We start from the raw sequence: 14,653 nt of genomic DNA, 5'->3' as shown, positions 1-14,653 counted from the left end.
ATCAACTTCCTTTCGGGATGTTTGGATGCCTTCTTCCTAATTCTAATCCCCAATAGTTAACCTCCGATGAAAAAAATCTTAAATGATTGTTAAGCGGAGTGGCCCGACCGGCTAGATGCCTTGCAACAGTTTGGTTTATTATTCTCCTTTTGGTCAAATTTATGATCCTGATTCACAATATGGTCCAAGTCAAACCCTCAACCGAGATTTCACTCTCCTATATACTGAACAAGGGCTGAAAAGTCATTACATGTTAACAAAAGCAGCTCGTTCCCAGATGAAGGAACGAGCTGCTTTTGTTCTGCTCACTGCAATCGAATCAATCAAAGAACGTCTTGTTCCTCCTATCTATGCAATACTATTTCTCCATATCCAAATCTGGTATTTTTTATTAATGTTTCATTGAATTATGATCTATACTAGGAGTATATTATTGAAGGGAATGTGGAGCTAAATAAAGTATATAAAGGAGGCGTTGCTCGCTCTTCTTCCGCGAAAAACAAAGGTGGAAAAACCAAATATAAACCATTTGTTTCAAAGGAAATCTATGACGCTAATAAAAAAAGTGATCGCGATAATGACATGATTGCATGTGAACGTTAAATACTTTTTAATAGGAGATGAAAGCTTATGCCGGATCAACCTAAACCAATTAACGCTATTAAACTGGATTCAAATATGAGTATTAAGAAAAACGGAGATGATTCTTTAAAATGGTTATCGCCACTTGAAGCTCCTTTTCAAATTGCTGGATTTGCATGGCTGGATCATGAAAAGAAATACCGTCGTCTCCCATCCTCACCTAAGGATCCTCTGCCTCCGGCAGTCGATGCACTGGCAAATTGTACTGCAGGAGGACAAATTCGATTTATAACCAACTCCTCAAATCTGTCGATCAGAGTTAAGCTTACCGGACCTGCTGATATGTATCATATGCCTGCAACAGGACAATGCGGGTTCGACTGCTATCTGGGTGAGCCTGGAAACCAGCACTTTTTGAGTACTACCAGCTTTGATCATTTGAAGTCCGAATATGAAGCATTATTATACAATTGGAAAACGAAGCGGGAGTTTTGTGTTACTTTAAATTTCCCCTTGTATCAAGGGGTCGAAGAGGTATTAATCGGTGTTGATGAAGATGCGCATATTATCTCGGCTCCTCAGTATGCAAGCAAAAATCCAATAGTCATCTACGGTACATCCATTACACAAGGCGGTTGTGCAACAAGACCGGGTATGGCGTATACAAACATTTTGAGCCGTTCCATTCCGCTAGAGTTTATTAACCTTGGTTTTTCTGGCAGCGGGAGAGGTGAAGCAGAGGTAGCTCGAACGGTTGCTGATATACCCAATCCTGCTCTTCTCGTTCTCGACTATGAGGCCAATTCAGGAACAGTTGAGGAAATAGCCAGTACGTTACCGTCATTTATCCGTATCCTTCGTGAGCGCCATCCTATCGTACCGATTATAGTAATTTCAAAAATTCATTATTCTGGCGATCGTTTCTACCAAGATATGCTGAGATTGCATGAGGACAGAAAGGAAATCCAAAAAACAACAGTGGAACGGCTGCGAAGTGAAGGAGATCGCAACATCCATTTCGTGGATGGCTTCACCTTGCTCGGTGAAGAAGATGCCGAAGAGTGTACTGTAGACGGCGTCCACCCAACAGATCTTGGCTTCAAGCGTATGGCTCAATCTCTCGAGCCAATTTTCAGAGAGCTGCTAAAAGAATGGTTGTAATTTCGAAAAATTATTAGATAGAGGATGATCCGGAGGCAGTCCTTAAACTAACCATTGCATGGTATGGTTTCACTTTATTGTTCCAACCATCATCTCTCGTTCTTGATTAGTGAGGAATAATTGTCGCTTGCTCAGACAGGATTGTCTGAGCAAGCGGCAAATCAAATTGAGACTGCTAATTCAACTCGCAGCCATTAGAATACTCCTTCGCTTAAGGTCAGGAATATCTTTCCATTCATCACTTTTCCAGCTACCAGTTCGGCAAAGGCATGGCCTCCCTCAGACATGGGGCGTACTTCCGTCCAACCTGCTTCTGTTATTTTTCCATCAATTAATAAATTAACGGCATCCTGAAAGTCCTGTTTAGTATAGCTAAACGATCCCTTTATTTCGATTTCACTTCGAATGGTATAGTTAATCGGCAAGCTAGTGGCGTCAATCCCTAAGCCTATATTCATTAAGGTTCCGCCTGGATTAAGCAGCATAACCGCAGTTTCCCTTGTTGGTTGAAAGCCAGCCGCATCAATCACTACATTTACACCTTTTCTGCCAGCCATTGATTTAATCCTTGCCCCTATATCTTCTTCTTTCGGATTAATCACAGCATTCACACCATTAGCCATAGCAATTTGCAAGCGCTCTGGATTCGTATCCACGACTATGATCTGATCCGCACCTAAGATCCGAGCCATTTTCGCGCACAGCAATCCAATCCCTCCAGCACCAAAAACAACGACATTCGCCATAGGATGATGCTCCAATGCTCGTCTTGTCGCTCTTACAGAACAGGCTAGAGGCTCTGCTAATGCGGCCCGAAAGGAGCTAATTGTATCAGGTAAGACAACAACAGCACTCGCAGGAACAGCAACCCATTCGCTAAATGCTCCTGGTCGATGGATACCAATAACAGCACGTTTTTCACAAAGCTGTGTCAGCCCTTTCTCACAGCTAAGACACTTCCCGCAGAATAACAAAGGATTGACGACCACTTTAACTCCAAGCTTAATTCCACTATCCTCTGCTATCCCCGTTCCCAGCTGAGCAATCCGCCCACAGAATTCATGCCCCATGATCAAGGGTGGAATACGCAAACTATTATGTCCCAGATAGCCTTCTATTTCAGAACCGCAAATACCTACAACCTCAACTTGAATCAATACTTCATCTTCTTGCAGATGCGGTGCATCCCGATGCTCCCAGCTCATTTCTTCAACAGCTGTCCAAACCAATGTATTCATCCTATGATCCCTCCGGTTTTTTCCACGCGTCTGCTTGTCAAAATGTGGAGCCTTGTTCCATCATGACGAGCTTAGAATCAATCATCTGAATACTCGAAGGATACTTACCATCCAAACGCAAAGCCAAATCCAGCCAAGGTGCTTCTTGAAAAATATGTCGGGCATGCCGTGTATTCTCAAGCTCGTCTTTCACAATTTCCTTCATTTCTGCAAAAGCAGCCTCATTAGGCGATTCAGCTAACTGCTCTTTAAGCAATAAAAATCGATACGTATGAGCGGTTGTGACAAAGGTTCGATAGATTAGCTCACATAGCAGCGATTCCTCCTGTAATGATTGCAGCAAAATCGGATCCTCTGGAAGCGGTATGTCTTTAATTAAAAGATAGGCCTTCTCTGACGCTGCAACGGCAGCTTCATATTCGGCGATAACAAGCTGCGAGACTTCTCGTCCCTCATCTGCTTTGAATACCTCCTTCAGCATCGCATGTGGAAAACGATCCAATAAGAGGGTTTGCCGAATATCAGTAACTGTCGAAGAAAAGCTTTCTTCATTCTCTTGTAAATAATATAAAAGTGAAGTGAATTCGATCGGAAGCGGTACAGGATCCTCAAAAAAGAAAGGATGCGCAGGTCCAAGAAACTCCGGCCCCGTGAAATAATGGGCTACATAAGGGAAATGTCCGGCAGCTTCACTTAGGTAAGACCATACTTGAATCATCGTTGACGCATTCTCGGCAAAATCCCTGCTTGCCATCAGCACTAATACTTCATCCGTGGTTTTTTCTGGATGCCATGATGCCCACCAGCCCAACTCCTCCGCTCGCGAGCCCCACATACCGAAGAACATCCATGATTGCACTACACCATCTGGATTCAACTCACTTACATGGCGCCATTTCTCGGCAAGCCGTTGTAAACTAGGCATATATGGGTACTGGATACACTCGAGCCCCAGCGCTGTTTCGGTCTTTACAACTAGCTGCATCTCACGGGTTTTAATTATTTCAGCTTGTTGAATTAAATTTCCCGCAGGACCTGTAAAATCAATGCTGTAATCCCAAATCGACTTTTGGTATCCATCCTTTTGTAACCATTCATCCTTTTCAATCGTGCTTAACAAAGCCACTTCCTCCGGCATATTCTCCAGAAGCTGCAGCTGCGCCGGGTCACTCGACCAGAAAAAGGCACTATAGGGCCAAGCCATGATCCAGGCATCTGCTTTAACCCGATGAACGGCCTCCTCGGTTGCTGCAAGCAGTCCATTGACAACTACTTCAGGCGCATAAGCCTTACACCCAGGACAATTGGTTCTCTCATGTGCTTCAAGCCCATTTTTATCGGGTCGCATAAAACAGTGATAGTAGGATTCGCCGCCAATAATCAGGATCAGTCCGCCCAAATCCGGTGCTTCTTTGAATAAATTAGCCATTACCTCACCATGAAAGGCGAGTGTCGTTGGATCAGATGAGCACAAATTAAAAATTTTAGGCGAGTTTTCAGATAAACCGGAGAAATTTTGTGCTCCCCGTGATTTCGGATACTTCACAAACAACGGATGATCCATCGCTAATTTAGGGCTTACAGGCACATAAAACAGCTGTACCCCATATCGTTTGGCGCGTTCGATTGCATCCCGCAGCTGCATGATATTCCGCTCATAATCTACACAATTCAATTCGGGGTAAATGCTGCTTTGGACATAACACAGCCAATCTCCATAAATGATCATCCCATTGATTCCTGAATGTGCCAGCATGCGAAAGGCATCATTGGACAAATAAGTTTCAGATAAATCCGGAACCAAATAGTTGGAGCCAAATGGAGACTGACTGACTTGTATTTTCCAAGATGGCTGGCATTCAATTAAGCCTGCTTTTAAAAAAGGAGCTTGTCGCGCAGATAGCTCCTGCTGTAAATGAACGATCCCCGCCCAAATCCCCTTCATTGTGCTCGCCATTATTTCAATTCGTTCGGCTGTTACCAATCGTGTAAAGCAACCGTCCTCTATATCCACACGCAACTGTATGCCTATCATCTGACTTGCATCATCAGATAGGGATAGTCCGCTTTTAAGCCAATATTCTTTTAGATCTGTTATGGCTTCAACCATACCTGGGATTGAATCATTAGAATAAATTAGCCAATTTCCCGCTATTTTCAATTCTTCTTCCCTTGGAAGGGCATGGGTATTTAAGGCTCGAACAAACCGATGTGCTTTTCTCCGTTCCTTATGTAGCGAACTTTGATTTGCCTCACGGAGTCGATCCCTGATCATTATTGAATTGTGCATCATTGGAGCTATTCCCCCTCTATAGTTGTTTCATTCCAAGTAATAAAACCAGCTTATCGATATCCTCCTTATCATTGAATACATGCAATGACACACGGAATCTGCCATCTCCGCCCCAAATATATACCCGCTGCTTGCGTAAATTCTCGGCAATCTTATCTCCATGCTTCGCAACGATACATATATTTCCGGCTCTTCTTTCTGGATCTGACGGTGTCATAATCTCATAACCCAACTCGGTTAACTGATCTATTAAATACCTGCCTAGCTCGAGAATATGAGACTCAATGCGGCTTTCCCCGATCTCCAAAAGCAGACTCGTCGAAAAATTAGTTGCATAAATCGTCGGATAGCTCGGAAAGCCTAGTTCAAATCGACGTGCATCCGCATGGAAATCAAATGCCTCAAATCGATTAGGCCCAAACATATCGGTTACACTGCGCCAGCCTATAGAACGTGAATTAAATCGAGCAGCACGGGCTGGGTTAATACCCAATATCGATAATCCATGTATGGACAGCAACCATTTATAGGAGCTGCATACAACGAAATCCGCATGATTCATATCAACCGCTACGGCACCGAGTGACTGTGTAATATCCAGCAATAATAAGGCTTCTGTTGTCTTAAGCTGAGCGTATAGCGCTTTATAATCCAATCTGGCACCTGATAAATAACTTACATGGCTGGTCATAACCAGCTTGGTATGCGAATCGACTTGGTTCATGATATCTTCCACGGATATTTCCCAATTGGCATGATTGACGATACGAACCTCCACACCTTTATCTTTTAGTAGAAGCCATGGCAGAATGCCAGAGGGAAATTCCAAGGTATTGATCACGATATTATCGCCCTTTTCCAATACTAATGATTGGGCTATCATTGAAATGGCCTCGGAAGAATTAGAGAGAAACGCAATATCTGCGGGCTTTCCCTTAAGCAGTTGGGCAATATTACTCTTGCAGGTCTGCTCTACCTGGGTATTGCGTTCACGACCATCCGGTCCCAGAGTGCGAGCCATCATATATTCATTAACCGCATCCATACACCCCTGGTGAGGCGGTGATTCAGCTCCACTATAAAACCAGGTGTGATCCATCAGTCCAATAAATGCAGTTTTTTCGATAAGTGGATTCATTTCAATACTTCCTTTTATGATTATTTTATTTATTCATACTCTTGCGAAACTTTTCGGGAGATTTTCCCATATAAATCCGAAAGGTTTTGATAAAATAAGCTGCATCATTAAAGCCAATTCGTTCACTGATTTCTTGAATCGACAAGTCAGATGTCTCGAGCCATTGCTTAGCCAGCTCCATACGAATATTAGTCGTGTAACGGGTGTAAGTAGTACCTACCTTCAGCTTGAACATTTCGGACAAGTAGGATTTATTGAAATGAAATTTTTCAGCAATCGCGTTTAAGCCTAAATCTTCCTCCGGATTGGCATGGAGATAATCTAATATTTCGTGGATTTTTTTGTCCTTAACTCTGCTGCCTGCTGTCACGGCTACTTCGTCAAGCAGCTTTTTTGCAACAGAAAAGGACCATTCGAACAAGCCTTCAAATGTTGTAAAATGATCCAAAGAAACGAGAGATAGATCCGTATATTCTTCTTGCATGCTGGTATTCTCTTGATAAATCCGATAAAGCTCTCTGAGGAGCTTTCTGAAACAAATTCCGATCTGCCGCGTTTCCATCAAAGGAGCTTGCTCCAACCAAAGCACTTGCAGAATTTGCTTTACTTTGTCGACTTCACCTGCACGGATAAGAGCTCGAAGCTCTTCAATTGAATCTGGTCTTACCGCTTGCAGCACGAATGCTTTATTTACTTGGTCGATCGATCTTATTTCCTTTTCGTGATGTATTCGCTTGGATTCAAGTCTTATTTTCTCGAATGCAGCAGGCAGCTCTTTGCCTGAAACCGAGCCCGGGGAATAGAGTATGGAAACGCTAATTCTCAGCTGATCATCCATTAAATTCTGCATAGTTTGTGCGAAGTTACGCATATGTGAGTATAGGAAGGAGTGGGTTGAAGTCTCAGGAAAGGCGCAAACCATTAATATAATATCTTCATTAACATCTGTCATTTCTACTTTTAACTCTAATGCCGCTTTATTCACCATTTGAACAATTTGCTTTTCTATCTCCCTTGGATTTCGCCAAACAGGAGAAGCTTGCTTGCGCCAGTTGTAATCATCAACCCGCATCTGCAATAGCATAAGCTTGGAGTTTAAAGGTGGAACGTATTGTTCCTTTAGACTTACAGAAGATTCGGAGGCTTGAGGATCCATTAACCAATGTCGCAAATGGACTCTTTTCCCGAGTATATTGACGACTTGATTCTCTCCTTTGTCTGCCTCTGCTAAACGTTGGAATAATGCCGACACATGATGATCTTCCATTTGATGCTTCGGCAGATAGTCAACAACACCGAGCTTAAAGGCCTGACGTACATAATCAAAATCCATATAAGAGCTGAGCACGACAATTTTGACATGTTGATTAAGCTTCTTTAATTCAGAACAAAATGTAATGCCATCCATGACCGGCATACGGATATCTGTAAATACCAAGTCCGGGCTTTCTCGCTTGAAGCACTCCAAGCCCCTGCTTCCGTTATCTGCTTCAATTACTCGCTTATATCCATACTTCTTCCAGTCAATTCGCTCATTGAGCTCTTCCCTTACAAACGCTTCATCATCCACGATCAGTACGGTCTTCATCTTTCATCACCACCTGCCCGAGTTGTGTTATTTGAAAGAATAATACGATTACTGTTCCTATCCCAGGCTTGCTCGCAACGTCCATACCCGAATTTCCTTCTGAGAAATAATTCAAAAAGCGCTGTCTTACATTTTTCATGCCAAGACCCTTATGGGGTTCGGGAATAAGCTGCGAATTCAAGCCAACCCCATCATCAATCACTCTAATTTCACATAGATTGCCGATTCTTTGAACGACAATTCTAATGCTGCCATGTCCATCCTTGGGATATATACCATGGAAAATCGCATTCTCTACTAATGGTTGTAGAATAAATTTTGGGATATGGATGCCCAGCAAATCAAGATCCGCCTCGATGAATAGGCTAACCTTTCCTTCCGCGCGATGCTGATGGAGCAGGACATAATGCTCTATCATCCGAAGCTCATTAGCGATCGTGTCAACGAAGCGATTAGTCTTGAGTGAATTTTGCAAGAATTCGATCAAGGAACCCGTTAACGATTGAATTTCATTTACTTTATTCTTACGGGCTAGAAAAACAATTAAATTAAGTGTATTGTATAAAAAGTGCGGATGAATTTGCGCTTGCAAAGCCGAAAGATCTGCCTCCCGAACCTTCTGCTGTTCCTCCACAACATTCGTAATCAACCTGCCAATTTGCAGCTCCATGGTATTAAATCGTTTCGTAATTTCCTGGACTTCTACGGGTCCATTTACTTTCATAGTGATGCCTTGGAAGCCGGATCCAAGCTGCCTCATGGCTATCATTAGCTTTTTCAGCGGTCTTACCACTTGATGTCCTAAGAAAAATGTTACGCATACCGCAGCAAAATAACTGACAAGAACCAATAAAAAAGAAGTATTTCTAAGTGAATTAGCATCCTTCATCATTGTCTTGTAAGGAACAACCTCGTAAGTAGACCAATTGGTTGAATGAGAATGTTTACTTACTACTAAATACTTGTTGCTATTCTTGGCCATTGCGGCGATGTCTGAGCTGCGAATAACCTGCAGTTTCTGTGAAGCTATCGCATCTCCCTTAGAATAAATCAGCTCATCTTGCTCATTAAACAAATAAATCGAGGATTGATATTGGTTAGCATTCTCCTGAAAAATTTGATCAAAGAACTTTATATCCAGTTCATAAATCAGTGTCCCATAAAAATCCGTAAATGTTCGGGGATTATTGATTCGACTGAGAAACACCATACGATCTTCAGAAGAACGATAAATCCCTCTCACCAGCCCATGATTATTAAAATCCTGATACCAAGATGATTGCAAAAGCTTACTTTCCTTCAGAAAAATACTGCCCGGATTATAGTCATACAGCACAGAATGAAACACACCACCGGACTTGGTGAATAAACCAATATCCATCACGTCATTTCGAGAATTCTTCAGAATTCTCAAAGACTCCGAAATATCAAGTTTATTCACAGTCACTGCCGAATCATCATCCTTGGCAATAGAATCTTGCTTTTCAAGAAGCCTCCATAACTCCTCATAGTTCACGATATTGTTGGTCAATTCGGTAAGAACTGAATAATACACCTCTAGCTTATCGACCTCATAATTAATCGATTGTTGGATCGACTTCTTTATTTCTTCTCCCATACTTCGGGTAAAGGTGGCATAGCTTAATAGGATGATAATGATCAACGGGGTTAACACTAGCAAAGAAAAATATAAGAGCATCTGTGTAACTAAACTCCTAGAAGACAGCTTCATTGTGCTCACCCTCGTGTATACGATCGCTAATTTTTCGCTTGCAGTGCTTTATTTCCATTCTTCTCAATGAACTGGGCAATCTCTTCTGGTGTCTTAATGCCATACAGAAGCTGTTCAATTTCCTTCGATAAAATGTCTTGCAGCTCCAACGATCCATCCAAAGCATTATAAGGAATTGCATTATTAATCAGGTCAGCGTACTTCTTCATAACTGGTGTCAATTCTGCTGATGATGATATACGTCCAGGAACACCAGCTTCCGTCTTGGTCACAATTTCATTAAGACTGTCCGTACTCGTCAAATACTTGAGAATCTCATAGGCTTCCTTCGGGTACTTGGTTTGTTTGCTAATCACAAAGGTTCCACCTAGTCCTGTGGTGAATTGACCTGCCGGACCTGCTGGCAGCCTTACCATATCCCAATGAAAATCTACATCCTTAAATGAAGGAATTGCCCATCCTCCATCTGCCATCATTGCGGCCAATCCATTGTTCCAAATGGGACGGGAGGATTGACCCGGCCCTGGCTTAGGGGTAATCCCCAGCTTAATGTTGTCCTTGAAATACTGCAGCGCTGCTATTCCACCTTTAGTATTGATCCCTACTTTTCCATCATCAGTAATCAGCGATCCTCCAAAAGCGCGATAATAAGAATCCGCTGTCCAATCTCCGTTAATGGTAGACAACAATCCGTATACTTGTCCTTTATCCGACTTTAATTTCACAAACTTCTTCGCCGCATTACGAACGTCCTCAAAAGTCCATTGATTCGTCGGGTATTCCAGCTGTGCTTGATCAAACAGATCTTTGTTGTAAAACAACACCTGAGCTGAAACGTCATAGGGAAATCCATAGATACTTCCCTTGTATGTCATATATTCAATCATCATTTTATTAAAATCTTGCAGATTAAGTGTGGGATCATCTTTAATAAACGGATCCAATGAAAGGATCTGATCATTCCGCAGCCAATGTGCTCCAACACCTGGAGTAAATACCCATACATCAGGCATTGAATTGGACGCCGTCATAATTCGCAGCTTCTGCCAGTAATCCGTATAAGGTGTATTCTCCAATTCGACCTGAATATGGGGATGCTCTGTATTCCATAAATTAATCATTTTTTTATACGGATCTAGCCTTGCTGGATCCATTGCCGTCGCCAAACGAATCATAACCGGTTCGTTCTCGCTTCCGTTTCCTGCTGTTTCCGTTTCCTGAGACGGCAGCACAGAAGGTTGTTTATTAGAGGAGCATCCGCAAAAGGTCATTAAGGTAGAAATAAGTAATACCAGCAAGAAATAATCTTTTCTTCGTATGCCCATAGAACCCCCTAAACGAACTACATTGGAAGCATACTCCCTCTATAACATAACATCCTAAGGTTCAACATAGTTAGAATTTATTCGGGAGTAATATAAAAATATTCGGAAAATGGTTGCATGCATGGTATACCCAATAATTTTTTCATCAAAAGGAGCAGCTGTTTAAGCCGGTATAAAATAAAATTTATCGACATAGACTGCATTTACGTTGCTCATATTATTAGCTGGAGAAATGTATACATATTGCGAATTCGTTTGTGACGGTATAAATGTCCCTACTTTAATTGTTTGCCAAAGCATATTCTTCATATTGGCTGCTGATACAGCAACTGGCGTACCAATTTGAGTTCCGGCTGTAACGTCATACACACCCGCTTCAATGGCATTTCCTGTTGGAGTTAAGGGAGGAGAACTATAAGGATTGGTTGTAATCTCATCGTTAGCGTATCGAATTTTAACCACCGCATATATTTGATAGGTCACTCCAGGCACCAGCTGAGATTTATCCCAAAACCACTGAAAATCCCATCCATTCGTTGCCGTAACGACTTTCATTGCCGTTTTTGAATCAGAAGCCGACACATCGGCATTATTAATAGTCGCTCCATTCCATATACTAAAAGATGAATCTTGTCCTGTATAATATGCACTGCTCTTCACCAATTTTAATAGTTTTCCCGCACCAGGAGCAAAATTCAAATTAATGATTTGATAATTGCTTGCATTCGTGGTGTAAGAAATAGTTGAATTATCATAAACGTTTGTGATTGCGGATATATCCATGCCCAGCTTGGCTCGATCAATTGTTATCGTTACATTTTGCGAGGCCGTGCAGTCACGATTGACCACTACAAGATACTTATCGCCAGTTACCTTATCTATATGAGTAGTAACGTCCGCACTGGCGTTTATTGTAACACCGCTAACAACCAGGCCACCCCCAATTGTACTCGCGGCATTCCCTATAACTTTCATATTTTTCACTGTAGTTTCCATCGATGATATCTCGGCAAACAGCGTTTGAAAGGCTGTATAAGCCGCTGTATGATTATAATTATTATCTACTATTCCCTTCCAGCCTTGTTGAGATTGGTAGATAAAGCTTCCAGTCCCCTTTGCATCATGCCCGATCGCCAAATAGGTCATGGCTCTTAGTTCTGCAGCGGTTGGAATTCTCCAGCTAGTGCCGGTTCCGCCAAAAGTTTGTACTACATTCCAATAGGGTGCAGGATTACTAATGTTTTTTCTGATTTGCAAATCGAAATAGTCCATTTGCTCGGTATAATCCCAAACGCCTGCGCCAAATTTCCCAATGGGTTCCCCTTCCTTAGCGGGATAAACATCTTCGATTAAAGAAAAAGGAGTTAGTTGAGAATAAAGGCTGGATACCGATTTAATGTCCTCGAACACGAGGGATACGGGGTGAACCGGATCAATAGTCTCCAGCATTCGCTTCATATCTTTTAAATTGTCCACTGTCTTGGCATCATCTGTTGGTTCATCTCTTAAATAATAATTCAGAAGAGCACTTTTATATCTTATAGGTGCAATTAAATCAGTTAAATAACTGTACATGGCTGCTTCATCATTTGCTAGAGCCTCATTCAGATAGGCTGATTCGGGATCTGGCATTGCAATCACTTTTAACCCATGGGTGCTTGCCGTATCCAAATACATCGCATAATCTGCTGGAGTTTTACGGGACATATTGACCATAGCCACCGTATTCGCATTCATATTCTTAATATCACTGAAGGTTGAATTCATATATGTTGATGCAGCCGGACTATAATAAGGCACTAGCTCCCCGGCAAACCATACAATTCTTGGAAATAAATTACTTGATGTATTCACTGGCGGAACTGCTAGAGTTATTCCAGTTATGACTTGAATATTTTTCGCGAATAAAGTCCCAGTAGAATTGGATACTTTTGCTACATACAAACCATTTGGAACGATCTGTCCAGCCGTGTTCTTACCATCCCAAATGATAGTATTCGTACCCGACTGACTGACTCCATTTGTTAACGTTTTTATTAATGAGTTGTCAGCTGTATTGTATATCTTCAAATCAATGGTTTGTGTAGAAGGCAAAGTATATGTGATTTGCGTACTGTCATTCATTCCATCCTGATTAGAAGGAGAAATTTTATAGGGATAGGCTGAAATAGATTGACTTGGATTATCATCAATAGTCGCTTTCTCGATGATTACTTTATCAATTCTTACCGCAGGGAAGCCGGCAGCATTATTTACTTTAAAGAAGGCTACATGATAAGTATGGGTAGGATCGAGTGTTACGGCTGCTGTAGTCACACCAAAATAAGTCGGGAATTTCAAGCTGACGGGCCAATCCGTTGATTTCACAACGGTTGGACTAATCGCATAGGCAGCGGCTGTGTTGTCATACACCAAGTACCCGAATACATCTCCTGTGGATGTATCCCAATTCGTATATTGAGGATAAACCACCATTTCGATTTTGTATGGGACGCCAGCCTCAATCTTAGCTGAATCAATTGGCGCCTGGACATTCCATTCCTGAATCACACCGTTATTTAAGACAGCCGCGCTGTTATCACTCGGCAATCCATCCGCAATTGTAGCGCCAATAGAATCATTATATAAATCAAAGCTGCTATTTTGGATAATATACGAAGCATGCTCTTTAAAAATAATAGAATCTACGTAGATTTCAGATACTTGCGCCATATTATTAGCTCCAGCTACATAAAACACTAACTGGTTAACACTGGAATTAGGCTTAAATGTACCGATTCTATATTCTTTCCACACCATATTCTGGGTATTGGATGCTGGGATAACCTTCTCGGCTAGTACATAGGAAAGATTCGTGTTATCCCAAACACCCAGCTTAAACGCTGCCCCTGTTGGAGATGCAGCCGCATGCTTCACCTTTACTTTAAAGTAGATATCATAGGATATGCCGGGCTTGAGTAGGCTTAAATCAGTCTTTAAATACGTAATGTTCCAATTAAGGCTGTTATTCATCATTTTAGCACTGGAGTTATCTGCAGTCGTACTATCAGCGGCACTCGATATCCCGTTATAATAGACGAAGCTGCTATCGGTATCCTGTACGGCAACATTCGCTGCATAACTAACCTTTGAACCAAATAGCATTAAAGCTGTGAGCACCATAACGCCTAAAACAAACCCGTACATTTTCCTCATCTACGATTCATCTCCTTTTCTATTCTGAATAACCCATCATTCCGATATAGGCGAGATTTGATTGAGTGACGTCCATTCTTCCATATTGCACGATAACTTCAACCGAGCTTGTTATCTTTAAGGAGTATTGTTCATGCTTCTGCAGTGCGATACCGCCTATTTCCTCAGGGTGATCCATCCGGAGACACTTCACTCTTTTGGCCGGAACATGAATGCGGATTCCTTCAATAGGCTCTTTATCCTCATAATAAATATCCATGATGACCTCCGCATCAACAGGATGGCAGTTTAGAATCATTACGGCTTCATGTCCTTCATAGAATGAGTTCTGCAATTCTGCTTGGCTCGGCAGCCACCCATCGACAATATACCAGCTTTTTTTACCGTGATTTGCCATTGTT

At 42.0% G+C, this 14,653-nt stretch carries 10 protein-coding genes; 2 read left to right on the top strand and 8 right to left on the bottom strand.

All coding sequences use genetic code 11. The annotated features are described in order from the left end of the window. Positions 1-429 precede the first annotated feature (429 nt). Together EKN16_RS05290 and EKN16_RS05285 are read left to right on the top strand one after the other, a co-directional pair. A complete protein-coding gene (locus tag EKN16_RS05290) occupies positions 430-603 on the top strand; it encodes an excalibur calcium-binding domain-containing protein (RefSeq protein ID WP_125654301.1) in 174 nt (57 codons plus the stop codon). A 27-nt stretch (positions 604-630) separates the two neighbouring features. Further along, positions 631-1,743 carry an SGNH/GDSL hydrolase family protein gene (locus tag EKN16_RS05285; RefSeq protein ID WP_125654299.1) on the top strand — a complete coding sequence of 371 codons (1,113 nt, stop codon included), beginning with the start codon at positions 631-633 and terminating at the stop codon, positions 1,741-1,743. Positions 1,744-1,937: 194 nt separating this feature from the next. Here EKN16_RS05285 and EKN16_RS05280 read toward each other — a convergent pair whose 3' ends face one another. The 8 genes from EKN16_RS05280 to EKN16_RS05245 all read right to left on the bottom strand — a co-directional run bounded on the left by EKN16_RS05280 (position 1,938) and on the right by EKN16_RS05245 (position 14,649). After that, complete coding sequence (locus EKN16_RS05280; protein WP_125654297.1) at positions 1,938-2,981, bottom strand: zinc-binding dehydrogenase; 1,044 nt, start codon at positions 2,979-2,981, stop codon at positions 1,938-1,940. A 37-nt stretch (positions 2,982-3,018) separates the two neighbouring features. After that, positions 3,019-5,274 carry a hypothetical protein gene (locus tag EKN16_RS05275; RefSeq protein ID WP_125654295.1) on the bottom strand — a complete coding sequence of 752 codons (2,256 nt, stop codon included), beginning with the start codon at positions 5,272-5,274 and terminating at the stop codon, positions 3,019-3,021. A gap of 16 nt (positions 5,275-5,290) precedes the next feature. Continuing rightward, positions 5,291-6,412: an aminotransferase class V-fold PLP-dependent enzyme gene (locus tag EKN16_RS05270; protein WP_125654293.1), complete on the bottom strand. Its 1,122-nt coding sequence runs from the start codon at positions 6,410-6,412 to the stop codon at positions 5,291-5,293. A gap of 25 nt (positions 6,413-6,437) precedes the next feature. After that, positions 6,438-8,000: a response regulator transcription factor gene (locus EKN16_RS05265; protein ID WP_125654291.1), complete on the bottom strand. Its 1,563-nt coding sequence runs from the start codon at positions 7,998-8,000 to the stop codon at positions 6,438-6,440. Then, entirely contained in the window at positions 7,975-9,699 is a 1,725-nt protein-coding gene (locus EKN16_RS05260) for a sensor histidine kinase (RefSeq protein WP_164522682.1), read from the bottom strand. The genes EKN16_RS05265 and EKN16_RS05260 overlap by 26 nt, the downstream gene beginning before the upstream one ends. A 59-nt stretch (positions 9,700-9,758) precedes the next feature. Further along, positions 9,759-11,057 (bottom strand): ABC transporter substrate-binding protein, encoded by a 1,299-nt coding sequence (locus EKN16_RS05255; RefSeq protein WP_125654287.1) that lies wholly within the window; start codon positions 11,055-11,057, stop codon positions 9,759-9,761. Between the two features lie 162 nt (positions 11,058-11,219). Beyond that, complete coding sequence (locus EKN16_RS05250) at positions 11,220-14,252, bottom strand: FlgD immunoglobulin-like domain containing protein (protein WP_125654285.1); 3,033 nt, start codon at positions 14,250-14,252, stop codon at positions 11,220-11,222. 19 nt (positions 14,253-14,271) lie between these two features. Next, a complete protein-coding gene (locus EKN16_RS05245) occupies positions 14,272-14,649 on the bottom strand; it encodes a sensory rhodopsin transducer (RefSeq protein ID WP_125654283.1) in 378 nt (125 codons plus the stop codon). Positions 14,650-14,653 lie beyond the last annotated feature (4 nt).

Source organism: Paenibacillus baekrokdamisoli (assembly GCF_003945345.1).
GTDB lineage: Bacteria > Bacillota > Bacilli > Paenibacillales > Paenibacillaceae > Paenibacillus_Z > Paenibacillus_Z baekrokdamisoli.
Note: the sequence above shows the minus strand (reverse complement) of the source record. Positions and strands in the feature narration are given on the sequence as shown.